General features: G+C 71.7%; 15 protein-coding genes and 1 pseudogene. 9 read left to right on the top strand and 7 right to left on the bottom strand.

Features of this window, described 5'->3' with window-relative positions; all coding sequences use genetic code 11:
• The first annotated feature begins 107 nt into the window (after positions 1-107).
• The 4 genes from I6J71_RS40190 to I6J71_RS40175 all read left to right on the top strand — a co-directional run bounded on the left by I6J71_RS40190 (position 108) and on the right by I6J71_RS40175 (position 4,756).
• Positions 108-1,814 (top strand): GMC family oxidoreductase, encoded by a 1,707-nt coding sequence (locus tag I6J71_RS40190; RefSeq protein ID WP_204091636.1) that lies wholly within the window; start codon positions 108-110, stop codon positions 1,812-1,814.
• Positions 1,815-1,847: 33 nt separating this feature from the next.
• Entirely contained in the window at positions 1,848-2,543 is a 696-nt protein-coding gene (locus I6J71_RS40185; RefSeq protein ID WP_239154186.1) for a maleylpyruvate isomerase family mycothiol-dependent enzyme, read from the top strand.
• A gap of 55 nt (positions 2,544-2,598) precedes the next feature.
• Positions 2,599-3,147, top strand: a complete 549-nt coding sequence (locus I6J71_RS40180; protein ID WP_204091635.1) for a hypothetical protein — start codon at positions 2,599-2,601, stop codon at positions 3,145-3,147.
• 154 nt (positions 3,148-3,301) lie between these two features.
• On the top strand, positions 3,302-4,756 hold the full coding sequence (locus I6J71_RS40175) for an FAD-binding oxidoreductase (RefSeq protein WP_204091634.1): 1,455 nt from the start codon (positions 3,302-3,304) through the stop codon (positions 4,754-4,756).
• Between the two features lie 5 nt (positions 4,757-4,761).
• Here the strand turns inward: I6J71_RS40175 and I6J71_RS40170 are convergent, their stop codons facing one another.
• Together I6J71_RS40170 and I6J71_RS40165 are read right to left on the bottom strand one after the other, a co-directional pair.
• Positions 4,762-6,207 (bottom strand): aldehyde dehydrogenase family protein, encoded by a 1,446-nt coding sequence (locus tag I6J71_RS40170; RefSeq protein WP_204091633.1) that lies wholly within the window; start codon positions 6,205-6,207, stop codon positions 4,762-4,764.
• Between the two features lie 73 nt (positions 6,208-6,280).
• Positions 6,281-7,315 (bottom strand): zinc-dependent alcohol dehydrogenase family protein, encoded by a 1,035-nt coding sequence (locus I6J71_RS40165; protein ID WP_204091632.1) that lies wholly within the window; start codon positions 7,313-7,315, stop codon positions 6,281-6,283.
• A gap of 218 nt (positions 7,316-7,533) precedes the next feature.
• On the opposite strand from I6J71_RS40165, the gene I6J71_RS40160 reads away from it, so the two are divergent.
• The gene (locus I6J71_RS40160; protein WP_239154185.1) at positions 7,534-8,070 is read left to right on the top strand and encodes a rhomboid family intramembrane serine protease; all 537 of its coding nucleotides are present in this window, start codon (positions 7,534-7,536) and stop codon (positions 8,068-8,070) included.
• Positions 8,071-8,134: 64 nt separating this feature from the next.
• Here the strand turns inward: I6J71_RS40160 and I6J71_RS40155 are convergent, their stop codons facing one another.
• Positions 8,135-8,683, bottom strand: a complete 549-nt coding sequence (locus I6J71_RS40155) for a DinB family protein (protein WP_204091630.1) — start codon at positions 8,681-8,683, stop codon at positions 8,135-8,137.
• A 130-nt stretch (positions 8,684-8,813) separates the two neighbouring features.
• Here I6J71_RS40155 and guaA point away from each other — a divergent pair, with 130 nt between their 5' ends.
• Positions 8,814-10,370, top strand: coding sequence for a glutamine-hydrolyzing GMP synthase (gene guaA, locus I6J71_RS40150; protein WP_204091629.1), 1,557 nt, complete (start codon positions 8,814-8,816; stop codon positions 10,368-10,370).
• Positions 10,371-10,435: 65 nt separating this feature from the next.
• Here guaA and I6J71_RS40145 read toward each other — a convergent pair whose 3' ends face one another.
• Together I6J71_RS40145 and I6J71_RS40140 are read right to left on the bottom strand one after the other, a co-directional pair.
• A complete protein-coding gene (locus I6J71_RS40145) occupies positions 10,436-10,669 on the bottom strand; it encodes a hypothetical protein (protein WP_204091628.1) in 234 nt (77 codons plus the stop codon).
• Positions 10,662-11,969 (bottom strand): PspC domain-containing protein, encoded by a 1,308-nt coding sequence (locus I6J71_RS40140; protein WP_204091627.1) that lies wholly within the window; start codon positions 11,967-11,969, stop codon positions 10,662-10,664. The genes I6J71_RS40145 and I6J71_RS40140 overlap by 8 nt, the downstream gene beginning before the upstream one ends.
• Positions 11,970-12,100: 131 nt before the next feature.
• On the opposite strand from I6J71_RS40140, the gene I6J71_RS40135 reads away from it, so the two are divergent.
• Both I6J71_RS40135 and I6J71_RS40130 read left to right on the top strand, forming a co-directional pair.
• Complete coding sequence (locus I6J71_RS40135; RefSeq protein ID WP_204091626.1) at positions 12,101-13,453, top strand: PspC domain-containing protein; 1,353 nt, start codon at positions 12,101-12,103, stop codon at positions 13,451-13,453.
• A gap of 53 nt (positions 13,454-13,506) precedes the next feature.
• Positions 13,507-14,175, top strand: coding sequence for a response regulator transcription factor (locus I6J71_RS40130; RefSeq protein WP_204091625.1), 669 nt, complete (start codon positions 13,507-13,509; stop codon positions 14,173-14,175).
• Here I6J71_RS40130 and I6J71_RS40125 read toward each other — a convergent pair.
• The gene (locus tag I6J71_RS40125; protein ID WP_204091624.1) at positions 14,172-15,092 is read right to left on the bottom strand and encodes a DMT family transporter; all 921 of its coding nucleotides are present in this window, start codon (positions 15,090-15,092) and stop codon (positions 14,172-14,174) included. The two genes, I6J71_RS40130 and I6J71_RS40125, sit on opposite strands and share 4 nt — an antisense overlap.
• Before the next feature lie 104 nt (positions 15,093-15,196).
• Between I6J71_RS40125 and I6J71_RS40120 the strand changes: the two are divergent.
• A pseudogene (locus tag I6J71_RS40120) lies at positions 15,197-16,088 on the top strand (LysR family transcriptional regulator).
• 10 nt (positions 16,089-16,098) lie between these two features.
• Here I6J71_RS40120 and I6J71_RS40115 read toward each other — a convergent pair.
• Positions 16,099-17,256: a serine/threonine-protein kinase gene (locus I6J71_RS40115; RefSeq protein WP_204091623.1), complete on the bottom strand. Its 1,158-nt coding sequence runs from the start codon at positions 17,254-17,256 to the stop codon at positions 16,099-16,101.
• Between the last annotated feature and the right edge of the window lie 10 nt (positions 17,257-17,266).

Genomic DNA, 17,266 nt, shown 5'->3' with positions numbered 1-17,266 from the left:
CCGCGTCCGCCCGGACACGGGCGCTTTTCGCCGCCGCTCTCCGGCCGGGGTAACCGACGAGTAACTTACCTCTGGTCAGAACGAAACCCCCGGGTTACGCTCGGCCTGTGACTGCCAGTAACACCACCACAGCGCAGGCGGGTCCCGACTACGACGTCGTGGTCGTGGGGTCCGGGTTCGGGGGCAGCGTGGCGGCGCTGCGGCTCACCGAGAAGGGCTACCGCGTCGCGGTGGTGGAGGCGGGGCGGCGGTTCGCGGACGACGAGTTCGCGAAGACGTCGTGGGACTTCAAGCGCTACCTGTGGGCCCCGCAGCTCGGCTGCTACGGCATCCAGCGCATCCACCTGCTCAACGACGTGATGGTGCTGGCCGGTGCGGGCGTCGGCGGCGGGTCGCTGGTCTACGCCAACACGCTGTACCGGCCGTTGAAGCCGTTCTACACCGACCGGCAGTGGGCGCACATCACCGACTGGGAGGCGGAACTCGCGCCGCACTACGACCAGGCGAGCCGGATGCTCGGGGTGGTCACGAACCCGACGCTGACACCGTCCGACGTCGTGATGCGCGACGTCGCGAAAGACATGGGCGTGGGTGCCTCCTTCCACGCGACGCCGGTCGGCGTGTACTTCGGCAATCCGGCCGAGACCGTGCGTGATCCATACTTCGGGGGCGCCGGGCCCGATCGCGTCGGCTGCACCGAGTGCGGCTCGTGCATGACGGGCTGCCGCGTCGGCGCGAAGAACACGCTGGTCAAGAACTACCTGTACCTCGCCGAGCAGGACGGCGCGAAGGTCATCCCGCTCACCACTGTCACGTCCGTGGAGCCGGCGCGCGGGGGCTACCGCGTCACGCTGCAGAAGACGGGCACGTGCTCGAAGCGCTTCCGCACCACCGTGACCACGGGCCAGGTCGTGTTCGCAGCCGGGACGTGGGGAACGCAGAACCTGTTGCACCGCATGAAGGACACGGGTGCGCTGCCGAAGCTGTCGCGGCGCCTGGGTGAGCTGACGCGCACGAACTCCGAAGCGATCATCGGCGCGGCGCGCACTTCGGTCGACCCGTCGCGGGACTTCAGCCGTGGGGTGGCGATCACGTCGTCGATCCACCCGGACGAGAACACGCACATCGAACCGGTGCGCTACGGCAAGGGCAGCAACGCGATGAGCCTGCTGCAGACCGTCGCGACCGACGGCGCGTCGCCGGTGCCGCGGTGGCGGCAGGCGGTGACGTTCCTGCTCAAGCACCCGGTGCAGGCGGCGAAGCTGCTCAACGGCTACCGCTGGAGCGAGCGGACCGTGATCCTGCTGGTGATGCAGAGCCTCGACAACTCCATCACCACCTACACGCGCCCGGGCCGGTTCGGGCGCCGCAAGTACACGTCGAAGCAGGGCCACGGCGAACCGAACCCGAGCTTCATCCCCGCCGGGCACGAGGCGAACGAACGCACGGCCGAACGCATCGGCGGTCTGCCCGGCGGCACGTGGGGCGAGATCTTCGACATCCCCCTGACCGCGCACTTCATCGGCGGCGTGCCCATCGGCGACAGCGTGGACACCGGCGTGATCGACCCGTACCACCGCGTCTACGGCTATCCGGGTTTGTCCGTTGTGGACGGTTCGGCGATCACGGCGAACCTCGGCGTGAACCCGTCGCTCACGATCACGGCGCAGGCCGAGCGGGCGTTCGCGTTGTGGCCCAACAAGGGGGAGGCCGATCAGCGTCCGAACCAGGACTCGGCGTACGCGCGGCTGGAGCCGGTGGCGCCGAAGAACCCGGCCGTTCCTTCCGGCGCCCCTGCCGCGCTGCGCCGCTAGTCTTCGGGTGTCACTGCTCCTAGGATCGGCCGCGTGAGCACCGACGCGGCGCTGGTCCGCATCCGGGAACTGCAGGACGAGTGGGCCCTGGTCATCGGCTCTCTCGACGAGGCCGCGGTGCGCGCGCCGAGCGCGTTGCCCGGCTGGTCGCGCGGGCACCTGCTCACGCACCTCGCTTGCAACGCCGACGCCGTCGGCAACCTCCTGAACTGGGCTTCGACGGGCGTCGAAACACCCATGTACGGCCCCGGCAGCGCCCGCGACGACGCCATCAACGCAGGCGCCGCCCGCGACACCGCCGAGATCCTCGCCGACGTCGTCGCCTCGGGGGAGCGGCTCGTTGACCTCGCGGCTTCTCTGCCGGACCACGCCTGGACCGCGCCCGTCCGCGGCCGCGCCGGCCAGCCCATCACCGGCGCCGACGCCCTGACGCTGCGCCTGGCCGAGACCACCATCCACCTCACCGACCTCGACGCCGGCCACGACTTCACCAGCGCGTGCTCCCTGCTGGGCGACCACATCGGAGCAGTGGTGGGCAACATGATCCGCATGTACCCGGGCGAACTACCCCCGATCCGCCTCACCGACGGCACCCACACGTGGACCATGGCCGACGGCTCGGCCGGACTCGTGTCGGGCACCCCCGGCGCGGTCCTGGCGTGGGTCTCCGGCCGCGCCTCGGGCGACGCGCTCGACGGTCCGGTGCCGGAGTTGAAGTCGCTGGTGTGAAGCGGGTTTTCCCGTTGTGCTTGGCTTTGCCCGAGTGGTGGGGGAAGGACGACACATGCGCAGGTTGTCGATCGTGGCCGTGCTGGTCTTGGCTGGGGTTGCCGGGTGCACGGCCGCGCCGCCACCGGCTCCCGCGCCTTCGCCGGCCTCGTCGCCGCCCGCGCTGTCCCCGGCGGAAAGCGAGGCCTACCACTGGGCCGGCGAGTTCTGCTGCGGCCCCTCGGCCGCACTGCTGGCGCTCAAGAACACCGGCTACGGCGCCATCCCCTACGCGGCCATGGCCGACGCCACCCTCGCCGAGCGCCGGCAGCCCCAGCGGGACGCCGAACGGAACCTCGCGACCCTGCTCACGGTCGTGAAAACCAACGCGGCCCACGTCACCAGCGCCGCGCCGAGCCCCACGCGCGACCGCCTGAGGACCGTCTACACCCAGCTGCAGGCCGGCCTCACCCGCATCCAGCAGCGCGTCAGCGCCCTCTCACCCGAGGCCGCCGTGACCTTCGGTCACCAGCTGGAGACCGGACGCGCGCCAGGTCCACACCGCTTTCGAAGCCGCGAGGCAGGTCCTCGCCGCCGAACCGGGCACTGCCAGGTTCATGCGTGACCATCCCGTCTGCTCGTAGAAGGACCCGAATCATGCGGTGGTTTCACTAGTGCACATACGTCACCACGTTTCCGCCCTCGCGATTGGTGCGGTGACTGACACTCACTCGGGCGACGAAATGAACCATCCCGCTGTCCGGAACGTCTGATCAAACATGACTGTCGGGAGAAGGACGTTCCTGCGGGCCGCCGGGCTCGGCACGCTCGGGGTCGTGGCGGCGGCGTGCTCGCCGGACGCGAAGCCCGCCCAGCAGCCGAGTGCCACGGCGACACCGACGCCCCCGCCGTCGACCAGTGCGAAGCCGAGTGGGCCGCCGGACTGGAACGCCCTCAAGAGCAAGCTCAGCGGTGACCTGCTGCTGCCCGGCGACGGCGGGTTCGCCACTGCCAGGCACGGCTTCAACCCACTGTTCGACGGCCACACCCCGGCCGCCGTCGCGAAGGTCGCGAAGGCCGAGGACGTGCAGGCCTGCTTCGAGGCCGCCGCGCAGAGGCTGCCGATCGCCGCGCGCAGTGGCGGGCACAGCTACGCCGGGTACTCCACTCCGGACGGTGGCTTGATCGTCGACGTCGGCGGGATGGCGCAGGTCCAGGTGCAGGGCGAGCAGGTCGTGATCGGTGCGGGTGCGCGGCTCGGCGACGTCTACGCGGCGCTCGCCAAGGCCGGCCGCTGCCTGCCCGCGGGGTCGTGCCCGACCGTGGGCATCGCGGGCCTCACACTCGGCGGCGGCATCGGTGTCGTGGCGCGCAAATACGGCCTGACGTGCGACCGCCTCGTCTCCGCGCAGGTCGTGACCCCCGACGGCAAGCTCCGCACCGCGAGTGCCGACTCTGAGCCGGACCTGTTCTGGGCCCTGCGCGGCGGTGGGGGCGGCAACTTCGGCATCGTCACGTCGTTCACCTTCCGCACCGACCCGGCGCCGGACATCACGGTGTTCTCCCTGCACTTCCCCGGCGGCTCGGCCGGCGATGTCCTCGACGCGTGGCAGCAGTGGCTCCCGACGACTCCGCCTGAGTTGTGGTCGAACCTGGTCGTCTCCGGCGGTTCGCCGGTCGCGTGCCGCGTCGGTGGCGCGTTCGTCGGCAGCTCGAACGACCTGACCGCGCTGCTCGGCAAGCTGGGCGCGAGCCCGTCGAGCCGGACGATGAAGTCGCTGAGCTACGGCGGCGCCATGAACTACTTTTCCGGCAGCTCCGCCCGCCAGACGTTCGTGGCCTCGTCGCGGATCATCACCGACCCCGTACAGGGTGCGAAGGTCAGCGACCTCGCGGCGGGGCACAAGGGCATGGACCTGCTGATCGACGGCCTCGGCGGTGCCGTCGCCGACCTCTCGCCCACGGACACCGCGTTCCCGCACCGCAAAGCACTCGCGAGCATCCAGGTCTACGCGCCCGCCACCACGGGCAACCACAGCAGCGTCGCGAAGAACGTGTCCACTGTGGTCAGTGGGCTGGCCGACGCGGGCGCCGGCGGCGGCTACGTCAACTACGTCGACCCGGCGATGCCCGACTGGAAAACCGCCTACTACGGCGAAAACGCCGCTCGGCTCGAGCAGGTCGCGAAGACCTACGACCCGGACGGCGTCCTCAAGTTCGCCCAGTCAGCGTAGACGGCTCAGAGGTCCACGCCGGTGAACACCGTCACGCGTTCCTCCGTGAGGTCGTTCATCGCCGAGAGCACGCCTTCGCGCCCGGCCCCGGAGCCCTTCACCCCGCCGTAGGGCATCTGGTCGGCGCGGTAGGAGGGCACGTCGCCGATGATCACGCCACCCACCTCGAGCTCGGCGGAGGCGTGGAAGGCCAGCTGCACGTCGCTGGTGAACACCCCGGCCTGCAGCCCGTAGGCCGAGTCGTTGACCGCCGCGAACGCCTCGTCGACACCGTCCACAACGGACACCGCGAGCACGGGGCCGAAGATCTCCTCCGACCAGGCCTTGGTGGCCGGCGGCACATCGGTGAGCAGCGTCGGCGCGACGTTCGTGCCCTCGCGCGTGCCGCCGACCAGCACCTTCGCGCCCGCGGCCACGGCCTCCTCGACCCACGCGATGATCCGTTCGGCCGCCGCCTCGTCGACGACCGGGCCGACGTCGGTGTTGCGGTCGTACGGGTCACCGGTGTGCTGTGCCTCGACGGCCTCCACCAGCGCGGGGACGAACTCCTCGGCCACGGCGGCGTCGACGATCACCCGCTGCACCGAGATGCACGACTGTCCGGCCTGGTAGTTGCCGAACGTCGCGATACGCTGCGCCGCGCCCTCGGGGTCCGGCCAGTCGCGCAGCACCACGGCCGCCGCGTTGCCACCGAGCTCCAGCACCACGTGCTTGCGCGGCGCCGCGTCGGCGATCGACCAGCCGACCGGGCCCGAGCCGGTGAACGACACGACGGGCAGCCGCGGGTCGGCCACCAGCGCCTGCGTCGCCTCATTCCCCAGCGGCAGCACGGAAAACGCGCCTTCGGGCAGATCCGCCGAGGCCAGGAGCTCACCGAGGATCAGCGCCGACAACGGCGTGCGCGGTGCCGGCTTCACAATGATCGGCGCCCCGACCGCCAACGCCGGCGCGACCTTGTGCGCCACCAGGTTCAGCGGGAAGTTGAACGGCGCGATCCCGAGCACGGGCCCGCGCGGCACGCGCCGCGTCAATGCCAGCCGCGCGTCGCCGGACGGGTCGGCGTCGAGGCGCTGCACGTCGCCGCTGAACCGGCGGGCTTCCTCGGCGGCGATGCGGAACACCGACACCGCGCGGCTCACCTCGGCCTCCGCCCACTTGAGCGGCTTGCCGTTCTCCGCGGTGATCACCTCGGCGATCTCTTCGGCGCGTGCCGACAACCCGCGAGAGACGTGCACCAGCGCCTGCGCCCGCTGGTGGGCGGGCGTGCGGCGGAACTCCCGCGCGACGCCCGCGGCGGCCGCCACCGCGCGCTCCACCTGATCGGCGCCGGGCACCGCCACCGTCGCCACTTCGCTGCCGTCGAACGGGTGCCGCACGACGATCGTCTCGGCGCCCTGCTCCGCCCGGCCGGCGATCCACGCGGGCCGCGGTTCCGGGGTGATCATGTCCATGCGTACCAAGGTATGGGGCCGTGGTGTCCGCCGCGTGAACCCCCACCCTTACGGGGTTCACGCGGCGCGTCGCTCACGGCTCGATGAGCACCTTCAGCGCCTCGCGGTCGGCCATCGACCGGTACCCGGCCGGCACGTCGGACAGGCCGATGGTGCGGTCGAACACGCGGCCCGGCCGGTAGCGGCCCTCGAGCACGTCCGGCAAAAGCTCCGGGATGTACTTCCGCGCCGGCGCGACGCCGCCGGTGATGGTGATGTTCTGCGTGAACACCGGCCGCCCGATCGGGCCCTGCGGGTACTGCGGCACGCCGACGCGGCTGAGCGCACCGCCGGGACGCACCACGCCGAGGCCCATCTCGAACGCGGGCAGCGTGCCCACGCACTCGAGCACGGTGTGCGTGCCGCGCCCGCCCGTCAGCTCGCGGACGCGCGTGATGCCCTCCTCGCCGCGTTCGGCGACGACGTCGTCCGCGCCGAATTCGCGGCCCAGGTCCGTGCGGTCCTGGTGGCGGCCCATCAGCACGACGTGCTCGGCGCCGAGGCGCTTCGCGGCCAGCACGGCGGACAGGCCCACCGCGCCGTCGCCGATCACGGTCACCGTCTTGCCCGGCGCGACGCCCGCGGTCACGGCCGCGTGGTGTCCGGTGGAAAACACGTCCGACAGCGTCAGCAGAGACGCCAGCAGGTCGCGGTCCTCGGTGTGCGGTACGGGCACCAGCGTCCCGTCGGCGAGCGGTACCCGCACGGCCTCACCCTGGCCGCCGTCGACGCCGTCCGCACCCCAGTTGCCGCCGTGCAGGCACGAGGTCTGCAGGCCTTCCTGGCAGAACTCGCACGTGTTGTCGGAGTACACGAACGGCGCGATCACGAGGTCGCCCTTGCGCACGTGCACCACGTCGGAGCCGGTTTCCTCGACGATGCCGAGGAATTCGTGGCCGATCGGGCGGCCGTACTCCTGCGCGGGCATCCCGCCGTACGGCCACAGGTCGCTGCCGCAGATGCAGGAGCGCACGACCCGGACCACGGCGTCCGTGGGCGCCGCCACCTTCGGATCCGGGCGCGTCTCCACGCGGACGTCGCCGGCGCCGTAGATGAGTGTCGCTCGCATGAAGATCCTTTCCAGGTTTTCGCGGTCACCAGTTCCGAGTCATCCGGGGCTGGATTCATTCCTCGTGACGCATGCCCCGATGCTCACGTGACAAAGGTCGGGGGTACTCACGGGGCTGCCCGCCTACGTTCGGATCATGGCCGATCCGGGCTTGGCACGCTGGCACGGCAACCCGTTCGCGGCCCGTCTTCGACCGCATCGGCCCGCGGCGAGCGCCCGTGCTCACGGGGGCGGTGTTCCTCGTCACGGCGGCGGCGCTCGTCGCGCAGCCGGCGGTGCCGGGGCTGCTCGATCACGTCCGCCGCGACGGCGCGGCCATCGACGCCGGCCAGTGGTGGCGCCTTCTCACCGGCATGTTCTTCCAGGACGGCGGGCTCTTCGGCGGGATCTTCAACCTGGCGGTCCTGGCCGTCTTCGGCGCGCTCGCCGAAAGCTCCTTCGGGCGCGTTCGGTGGATCGCCTTGTACTTCGGCTGCGGCCTGTTCGGCCAGTTTCTCAGCTACCTCTGGCTGCGGCCGGTCGGCGCGGGCAACTCGATGTGCGTCGCGGGGCTCCTCGGCGCGCTCGCGGTGGCGCTGCTGCGGGCGCCGGCACGCCACGGCGTGCAGCTGTCGAAGCAGGTGTTCCTCGTGCCGGTGCTCGTCGCGCCGCTCGCGGTGTTCGACACGGTGCTGCACGACAACCACGGCCTGCCGGCGCTGTTGGGCATGGTGCTCGGCTTCCTGCTGCTGCCGAGGGTCCGGCCGGCCGCATGACTCGAGGGTGCTGGGGGTACGACGGTCCGGTCCGGTCGGGGGATCGGGCCGGACCGTCGTCGGTTCACCGGCTGCGGTAGAGGTCGCGCAGCAGCAGCACTTCGGCGCAGTGGTGGATGGTTTCGCGGTTGATGTGCAGCACCAGCGCGGCCATCGGGTACTCCGCGAACGGCCCCTCCGCCGGTCCGACGGCGCGGGCCAGCGCGTCCGCGTCGAGCGCCTTCACGCCGCCGATCCAGCTCGCGTATGCGGAGTCGAGCTGGTCGAGCGCCTCGGCCGCGGTGCCGGCGTAAGGGAAGGTTTCATAGCTCATCGCGGGCCCGCCGAAGTGCGAGGCGGCCCGCATGCCGAGCACACCGACGATGACGTGCGCGAGCCGCCACGCGATGGTCGTCACCGGCGGCGGCACGGGCTCCGGGAAGGCGAAGTCGACGGTGAAGTCACCGCTGCCGGGGCCCTCGGGCTTCTCGGCGCGCGGGCGCACTGTCCAGCAGTCCGGCACCGGCTGCCAGAAGTACTCCTCGTCGGTGATCCCGTCGAGGCGCGGGCGCACGTGGTGCTGCCAGTGCCAGTCGAGCTGATCGTGGAGTTCGGTGGTCCATGCGACAGTCATGGGAGAACCGTAAGACGCTTCGCGGACAGCTGTGGTCCTCGTTCCGGCGCCACTTGCGGGGCGAGGTCCTGGTGACCCAGCCCACCTGGGACGATGGAGGCAAAAGCGCTCATTCGCCTGGAGGTCGTAGGTGGCCAATCCCACCGGTCCGGTACTCGTCATGGACTTCGGGGCGCAGTACGCGCAGCTGATCGCCCGCCGCGTGCGCGAGGCCCAGGTCTACTCCGAGGTCGTGCCGTCGAGCTCGACCGCCGAGGACCTGCTGGCCAAGAACCCGGCGGCGATCATCCTGTCCGGCGGCCCGTCGAGCGTCTACGCCGAGGGTGCTCCGGCGATGGACGCGAAGCTGGTCGAGGCCGGCGTGCCGATCTTCGGCATCTGCTACGGGCACCAGCTGCTCGCGCGGGCGCTCGGCGGGGTCGTCGAGCCGACGGGCGTGCGTGAATTCGGCCGCACCGACGTGCGGGTGGTCGGCGAGGGCGGCGTGCTGCACGCGGGCCTGCCCGGCCACCAGACGGCGTGGATGAGCCACAACGACAGCGTCACGAAGGCGCCCGAGGGCTCTGTCGTCACCGCCAGCTCCGACGGCGCGGCCGTGGCCGGGTTCGAGGACGTCGACCGCCAGTTCGCGGGGGTGCAGTACCACCCGGAGGTCGCGCACTCGCCGCACGGCCAGGAGGTGCTGCGGCGCTTCCTCTACGACGTCGCGGGCGTGAAGCCGCAGTGGACCACGTCGTCCATCGTCGACGAGCAGGTCGCGCGCATCGCCGAGCAGATCGGCGAGGGCCGCGCGATCTGCGGCCTGTCCGGCGGCGTCGACTCGGCCGTCGCGGCGGCGCTGGTGCAGCGTGCGATCGGCGACCGGCTCACCTGCGTGTTCGTGGACCACGGCCTGCTGCGCGCGGGCGAGCGCACCCAGGTGGACCGCGACTTCGTCGCCGCCACGGGAGTGAAGCTCGTGACGATCGACGCGCGCGAGCGGTTCCTCGACGCGCTCGCCGGCGTCACGGACCCCGAGGAGAAGCGCAAGATCATCGGCCGCGAGTTCATCCGCGTGTTCGAGCAGGCCGAGCGCGACCTCAAGGCGCAGGGCGACTACAAGTTCCTGGTCCAGGGCACGCTGTACCCCGACGTCGTCGAGTCCGGCGGCGGTGAGGGCACGGCCAACATCAAGAGCCACCACAACGTCGGTGGCCTGCCCGACGACCTGCAGTTCGAGCTCGTCGAGCCGCTGCGGCTGCTGTTCAAGGACGAGGTGCGCCGCGTCGGCCTCGAGCTGGGGCTGCCGGAGACGATCGTGCAGCGCCAGCCGTTCCCCGGCCCGGGCCTGGGCATCCGCATCATCGGCGAGGTGACGGCCGACCGGCTGGAGACCCTGCGCGCGGCCGACGCGATCGCACGCGAGGAGCTGACCGCCGCGGGTCTCGACCGCGAGATCTGGCAGTGCCCCGTGGTGCTGCTGGCCGACGTCCGCAGCGTCGGCGTGCAGGGTGACGGCCGCACCTACGGCCACCCGATCGTCCTGCGGCCGGTGTCCTCGGAGGACGCCATGACCGCCGACTGGACGCGCCTGCCGTATGAGGTGCTCGAGCGCATCTCGACCCGCATCACCAACGAGGTGTCCGACGTCAACCGCGTGGTGCTCGACGTGACGAGCAAGCCGCCGGGCACCATCGAATGGGAGTGACCTCCCCGTCGCGAACGTGAACGGGCCCCCTCGGTGTTCGAGGGGGCCCGTTCACGTTTCCCGGGTCAGGGCCGGCGGCGCCGCAGCGAAGCCGCCAGCAGGAGCACGCCGACGAACACCGCGCCGCCCGCGACGACCCAGCGGAAGTCGAAGGCGGGCAGCCAGCTCGCGCCGTCGGAGAGGACGTAGCCCGAGACCAGCAGGGTCGCCAGGCCGACGATCAGGGTGAACACGTCCACCCCGCGGCGGCGGACCGGAGCCTGGGCCGGCTCGTCGTAGGAGTACGGGTTGTCAGCCACGGAGCACCTCCACGCTGCCCGCGCCGTTGGTGACGTCGAGCGTGATCTTCTGTCCGCCCACGCCGTCCGTGCCGTAGTCGGTACCGGTGATGGCGGGCTGGCCGACGCCGTTGGTCGAGCGGTCGAGGCAGTCGACGTCGCCGGCGGAGTTCTTGCAGGTGTAGGTCACGTCAGCGGTCGCGGGCACCGTGACCTTGGTGTCGCCGGCGCCGTTGCTGACCGACGTGGTGATCGGACCCGACAGCGGAATCTGCGTCAGGTCGAGGTCGAGGTCGCCCGCCGCGTGGTGGTACACCGGCTGCACCTCGGCCACCGAGTGCGGCGTCGAGCGCAGGTCGCCGACGCCGCCGCGCAGGTCGATGTCGGTGAACGTGGTCGTGGTCAGCACCATGCCGACGATCGCGAGCGGGACCGCAAGGCCGATCAGCCCCCGCGAGCCGCGGACGAACGCGCCGGCGACCATGCCGATGCCGAGCACGCCCAGCACCAGGCCGATGATGTGCTTCACCGAGAACCAGTCCACGCCGTTCAGGTTCAGCACCACGCCGAGGCCGGCCACCAGCACGGCCGCCGCGAACGTCACCGAGCCGATCTTGGAGCGCGGGTGCCGCGGCGCGGTGGCGGGCTCGTCGTAGTCGTAGCGGTACGGGTCCTGGGGCGGCGGCCCGGCCGGGTCCGGCAGGTCCCAGCCCGCCGGGTCGGCGGCGAGCGGATCGAAGCCGGGCGCGGCCGAGCCCGTCGGCGCCGAGGTGGAGGTGTCCGTCATCGTGAAGGCTCCGGTTCCGGGCGCGGCCTGGGCCGTCTGGTACGCGCGGTACGCGACGACCGGTGCCGGGCGGTTGTCCTGCCCGCGGTTGCGGTGCAGGAGGTAGAGGCTTGCCGTGAGCAGCGCGAACCCGATGAGGCCACCGCCGTCGAACCAGCCGTTGCCGAACGTCCACCCGATCACCGGGATCAGCGCGATGCACAGCACGACCGCGAAGGCCTTCGACATCGTCGACTGCCCGCGCCCGATCATCGCCTCGAAGCCCGACACCTCGTCGCCCTCGCTCGGGAAGAACAGCCAGCCGAGCAGGTAGAACACCAGCCCGAACCCGCCGAACACCATCGCCGCGACGAGCGCCACCCGGATCACGACCGGGTCGATGCCGTAGCGGTTCCCCAGCCCGGCCGCGACCCCCGCGACCTTCCGCCCGGTGTGCGGGCGCCGCGGCCTGCTCACCCAGAAGTCCTTGACCGTCTCCTCGAAGCCGTTGAAGGGATTCGACTTCGGGCCCGGCGCTTCGTTCGCACCACTCATACGGCAAAGGATGCGGGAATCCCGAGGCGCTCACATCGGGGACGTTCCCTGAGGTTTCCCCTGAGAGCCGCATCCATCCGGGTCGTGATCAGGGGCTTCCCCGATGCCGATGCGGCCCCCGGCGTGTGACGATGGACGATGTGCAGGACTTCCTCGACCTCGACGCCACCCCGGCGCCGACGCCGGCGCGTGCGCCGGTGCCGCCCGTGGCGGCGCCCGTCGCCGAGCAGCCGGAGCGGCCGAAGATGCACCGGCGGCGCAGCGGGCGCGCGGTGGCCGGGGTCGCCGGCGGGCTCGCGGACCACCTCGGCGTGCCCGTCGTGTGGGTACGGCTGGCGTTCGCGCTGCTCGCAGCGCTCAACGGCGCCGGTTTGCTCGCCTACGGGCTGCTGTGGGTCTTCGTGCCGCAGCGAGCCGAAGACGCGCAGGAGACGGAGTCCTCGAACAAGGAGCGCCAGCAGGCGTACGGCCTCATCGCGCTCGGCATCGGCCTCGCCATCGCCAGCGGCACGCTCAGCGGCACCATCCGCGGCTGGGTCGCCCTGCCACTGGTCATCGCGATGCTCGGTGCGGCCGTCGTCTGGCGTGAGGCCGACGAGTCGCAGCGCCGGCGCTGGCGCACGGGCGCGCGAGGCGGGGTCACCGGCGCGCTGGTCGGCCAGGGTGGCCGCAGCGCGGCGATCATCCGGATCCTCGCGGGTGTCGCCCTCGTGGCCACGGGCATCGGGGTCGTCGTGTTCCAGAGCGGCACCTTCGACCAGGTCAAGTTCGCGCTCCTCGCCGTGCTCGCGACGCTGTTCGGCGTCGCCGTGCTGACCGTGCCGTTCTGGCTGCGGCTGGTCCGCGACCTCGGCGACGAGCGCCGCGCGCGCATCCGCACGGACGAACGTGCCGAGATCGCCGCGCACCTGCACGACTCCGTGCTGCAGACCCTCGCCCTGATCCAGCGGCAGGCCGACCAGCCGCACGAGGTCGCGCGTCTGGCGCGCGGCCAGGAGCGCGAGCTGCGCGGCTGGCTCTACGGCGCCGGCGGCTACGGCAAGCCGAGCGACAAGAAGTCGAAGGAAGAGGAAGAGGGCGCCGTTCCGCTGTCCGAGGCGCTGGCAACCGCGTGCGGTGAGGTCGAAGACCAGTTCGCGATCTCCGTCAACCAGGTCGTGGTCGGCGACGTCGAGCTGAACGAGCCGCTGACCGCGCTCGTGCAGGCCGCTCGCGAGGCGATCGTCAACGCGGCCAAGCACGCGGGGGTCGAGGAGGTCAGCGTGTACGCGGAGGTGGAGCCGGCCGAGGTCACGGTGTTCGTGCGCGACCGCGGCAAGGGCTTCGACCCCGACGTCGTCCCGGCCGACCGCCACGGCCTGGCCGACTCGATCCGCGGTCGCATGGAACGTCACGGCGGCACGTGCAAGCTGCGCACCGCTCCGGGTGAGGGCACGGAAGTCCAGCTGGCCATGCCGCTCAAAGCGGCCAAGGGTGCGGCGTGACCTCGCTATGCTCTGGCTTGGGGGAAGCAGCAGGCGAGCGAGGGAGCGGTGTCGTGACGGAGAGCCAGCGGGAGCCGGTGAAGGTCTTCCTCGTGGACGACCACGCGCTCTTCCGCGCCGGGGTGCGCACTGAGCTCGATTCGATCACCGACGAGGTGCGGGTGGTCGGCGAAGCGGGTTCGGTCACCGAGGCCGTCGAGGGCATCGCTCGCACGAAACCGCAGGTCGTGCTCCTGGACGTGCACATGCCCGACGGCGGCGGTGCCGAGGTGCTGCGCCGCGTCCGCCCGGAGCTGCCCGACGTCGTCTTCCTGGCGCTGTCGGTGTCCGACGCCGCCGAAGACGTCATCGCCGTCATCCGCGGCGGCGCGCGCGGCTACGTCACGAAGACCATCTCGTCGAAGGAACTCGTGCGCGCCATCGTGCGCGTGGCCGACGGCGACGCGGTGTTCTCCCCGCGCCTGGCCGGCTTCGTGCTCGACGCGTTCGCCGACCGCCCCGGCTCGGCGCCCATCAACGACCCCGAGCTGGACCTGCTGACCCCGCGCGAGCGCGACGTCCTGCGCCTGCTCGCGCGCGGCTACGCATACAAGGAGATCGCGTCGGAGCTGTTCATCTCGGTGAAGACGGTGGAGACGCACGTGTCGAGCGTCCTGCGCAAGACCCAGCTGTCCAACCGCTACGAGCTGTCCCGCTGGGCGTCGGACCGCCGGCTCGTCTAGACGTGTTCGGCCGCCACGGCCTCGACCGGCTGCGGCGCTTCGGCGTTCTTGCGCTGTACCCGCGTGAGCGCGACCCCGCCCAGCACCACGACCATGCCCGCGATCACGCGCACGCTGAGCTGCTCGTGCAGGAAAATCGCACCCAGCGCCACCGAGACGATCGGCAGCAGGTAGCCGACCACGGACGCCGCCACCGCGCCTTCACTCGCCAGCAGCTGGTAGTTCAGCGCGAACGCGATACCCGTGGACCCGACGCCGAGGATCACCACGGCCACGGCCGCCAGCGGCGTGAGGTGCACCGGTGACAGGCCGCCGAAGGGCAGCACCAGCACGAGGAATCCTGCGGCCAGCACCATCTGCCCGCCCGACAGCGCGTACGGCGATTCGCCGGTGTCCGACAGGTAGCGGCCCTCGTAGACGAACGCGAAGCCGTAGCTGGCGGCCGCGGCGAGGCAGGCGAGGGCGCCCCAGCTGAGCAGGCCCGAGGCCTCCCACGGCGCGAAGATCAGCAGGATCCCGACGAGCCCGATCACGAGCCCGGCCGCGCGCGTCAGCGTCATGCGGTGGCGCACCCCGAGGAACGGGGCCACCACGAGCACCCACAGGGGCGTCGTCGAGTTCAGCACGCCGGTGATGCCGGAGTCCACAGTGGTCTCACCGATCGCGAAGAGCAGGAACGGCACCGCGTTGTGGAAGAACGCGGCCACGACGAGGTGGCCCCACGTGCGTTTGTCCGACGGCAGCCGGCGACGGGCGAGCCGGCACAGCGCCACGAGCACCACGGCGCCGAGCACCAGGCGCGCGAGCACGAGCTGCACCGGCGAGAACGCCGCGAGGCCCAGCTTGATCCAGAAGAAGCTCGAACCCCACATCAGCGCCAGCGCGGCGATTCTGAGCAGGGTCTTCGTCTCGCCCACCCCAGTTCCTCCTTCTCGGCCACCAGCCAGCGTGGCCCCACCCAGACGTAAGGACAAGCGAAAATAACTGCAGGAACGCTTAAGCACAGCTGTAGGATTCGGGCATGCTCGACGTGCGGCGCATGCAGGTGCTGCGCGCGGTGATCACCAGCGGGTCGATCACCGCCGCGGCCCGGAACCTCGGGTACACCCCGTCGGCGATCAGCCAGCAGCTGACGGTGCTCGAACGCGAGGCCGGCACCGATCTGCTGGAACGCGTCGGCCGCGGGATCCGGCCCACGCCGGCGGGCCTGCTGCTGTGCGAGCACGCCGAAGCGCTCAGCGCCGAGCTCGCCAAGGCCGAGGCCGCGCTCACCGAGCTGAAGGAGGGCCGCACCGGCAAGCTCGCCGTCCGCTACTTCGCCACGGCCGGCGCTTCGGTGATCCCGCACGCCGTCGCGGCCGTGCGCCGCGAGCACCCCGGCGTGTGGCTCGACCTCAAGCTCGTGGACCCCGACGACCCGATGCCTGAGGTCGAGGAAGGCCGCGCCGACGTCGCCATCGTCGTCTTCCCGCGGCCCGCGCCACCGGCGAAGGGGGTCGAGCTCGTGCACCTGCTGGACGACCCGTACCGCGCGGTGCTGCCGCGCGCCCACCCGCTCGCGCGCAAACGCACGCTCGACCTGGCCGACCTCGCCGACGAACCGTGGGTCGGCGTCGACCCGATGCCCGGGATGTGCCGCGCGATCCTCGACGGGGCGTGCGCGTCGGCCGGGTTCTCACCGAACATCGTGGTCGAGTCCGAGGACTACCTCACCGCGCAGGGGTTCATCGCCGCCGGGCTCGGTGCCGGAGCTGGGCGTCGGCACGGCGCACCCCGGCGTGGCCGTGCGGCGGATCCGCAACCCCGAGCCGTGCCGGATGATCCACGCCGCCATCGCAGCGCGGGCCGCCGGGAACCCGGCCGTGCGGACGCTGATCGACGCCATGCGCGAGGCGACGGCCAAGGTGGCCTGACACTCGGGCGTCAGACGAACAACAGCTCCGACACGCCGATCCCGATCAGCACCGCGCACAGGATCGCGGCGACCGTGAGGATCAGTTTCCGGCGCGCGGCCGCCTTCTGCCGCACGGCCTCGGCCGACACCGCCTGCTGAGCGGGCGTCGGTGTGAACCTCGCGGTCGGCGCCGCCGGCGCCTGGATCTGCTGGGGCTGGAGGTGCTGGGTCGGCTGGGCCGCCATCGGCGCCATCGGCTGGTGCATGGGCTGCGGCGCGGCCGGCGCGTAGGGCACGTTCCGGACCGGCAGCTGCATGAGCGGACTCTGCTGTCCGGGTTGCTGCTGCCCGGGTTGCTGAGAGGGGCTCGGCCGGGACACGGGCACGGTTGGCATCGCGGGCGCCGTCGGCGGGATGAACGCCGTCTGCTCACGGCCCTCGGTGATCGCGCTCAGCGCGGCGACCGTGTCGGCCATGGTCGGGCGGGTCGCCGGGTCCAGCCGCAGCATCTTGCGCAACGCGCCGGCGAGCACCCCCGCGTTCTGTGGCGGTCGCTCGGACGAGCCGCCGTCCTCGCCGAACGGCGGCGTGCCCTCCACCGCCGTGTACAGCGTCGCGCCCAGCGAGAACACGTCGGACGCCGGCGAAGGCGGGGCACCCCGAGTGACCTCGGGAGCCCGGTAGGCCGGGTGCGGGCCGCCACCGGTGATGCCGATGTCGGTGAGCTTCACACTGCCGTCATCGGCCAGCAGGACGGTGCCGGGCTCGAGCGTGCGGTGCACGATGTCGGCCGCGTGGATCGCGGCCATCGCGTCGCCCAGCATGATCCCGAGCGACGCCGCCTGCTCGGGCGTGAGCCGTCCGTGCTCGGCCAGGAACGTCGACATCCCGCGGGACGGGATGTACTCCATGACCAACCAGACGTCGGGTCCGTCGGGCAGCACGTCGAAGACGGTGATCGCGCTCGGGTGCTCGATGCGTGCCGCGTCCTTGCCCTCCTGCATCACCGTCGCCCGCGCCTGCTCGGCGCGGTCGGGCGGCAGGCCGACGGGCAGGTACATGCGCTTCATCGCGACCGTGCGGAACAGCCGCGTGTCGAACGCGAGCCACACGATGCCCGCGCGTCCCCGGCCGATCGGCTGGTCGAGCCGGTACCGGCCGCCGACGATGGTGCCTTCTGAACTCAAATCTTTTCCT

Source organism: Amycolatopsis sp. FDAARGOS 1241 (assembly GCF_016889705.1).
Taxonomy (GTDB): Bacteria; Actinomycetota; Actinomycetes; order Mycobacteriales; family Pseudonocardiaceae; genus Amycolatopsis.
Note: the sequence above shows the minus strand (reverse complement) of the source record. Positions and strands in the feature narration are given on the sequence as shown.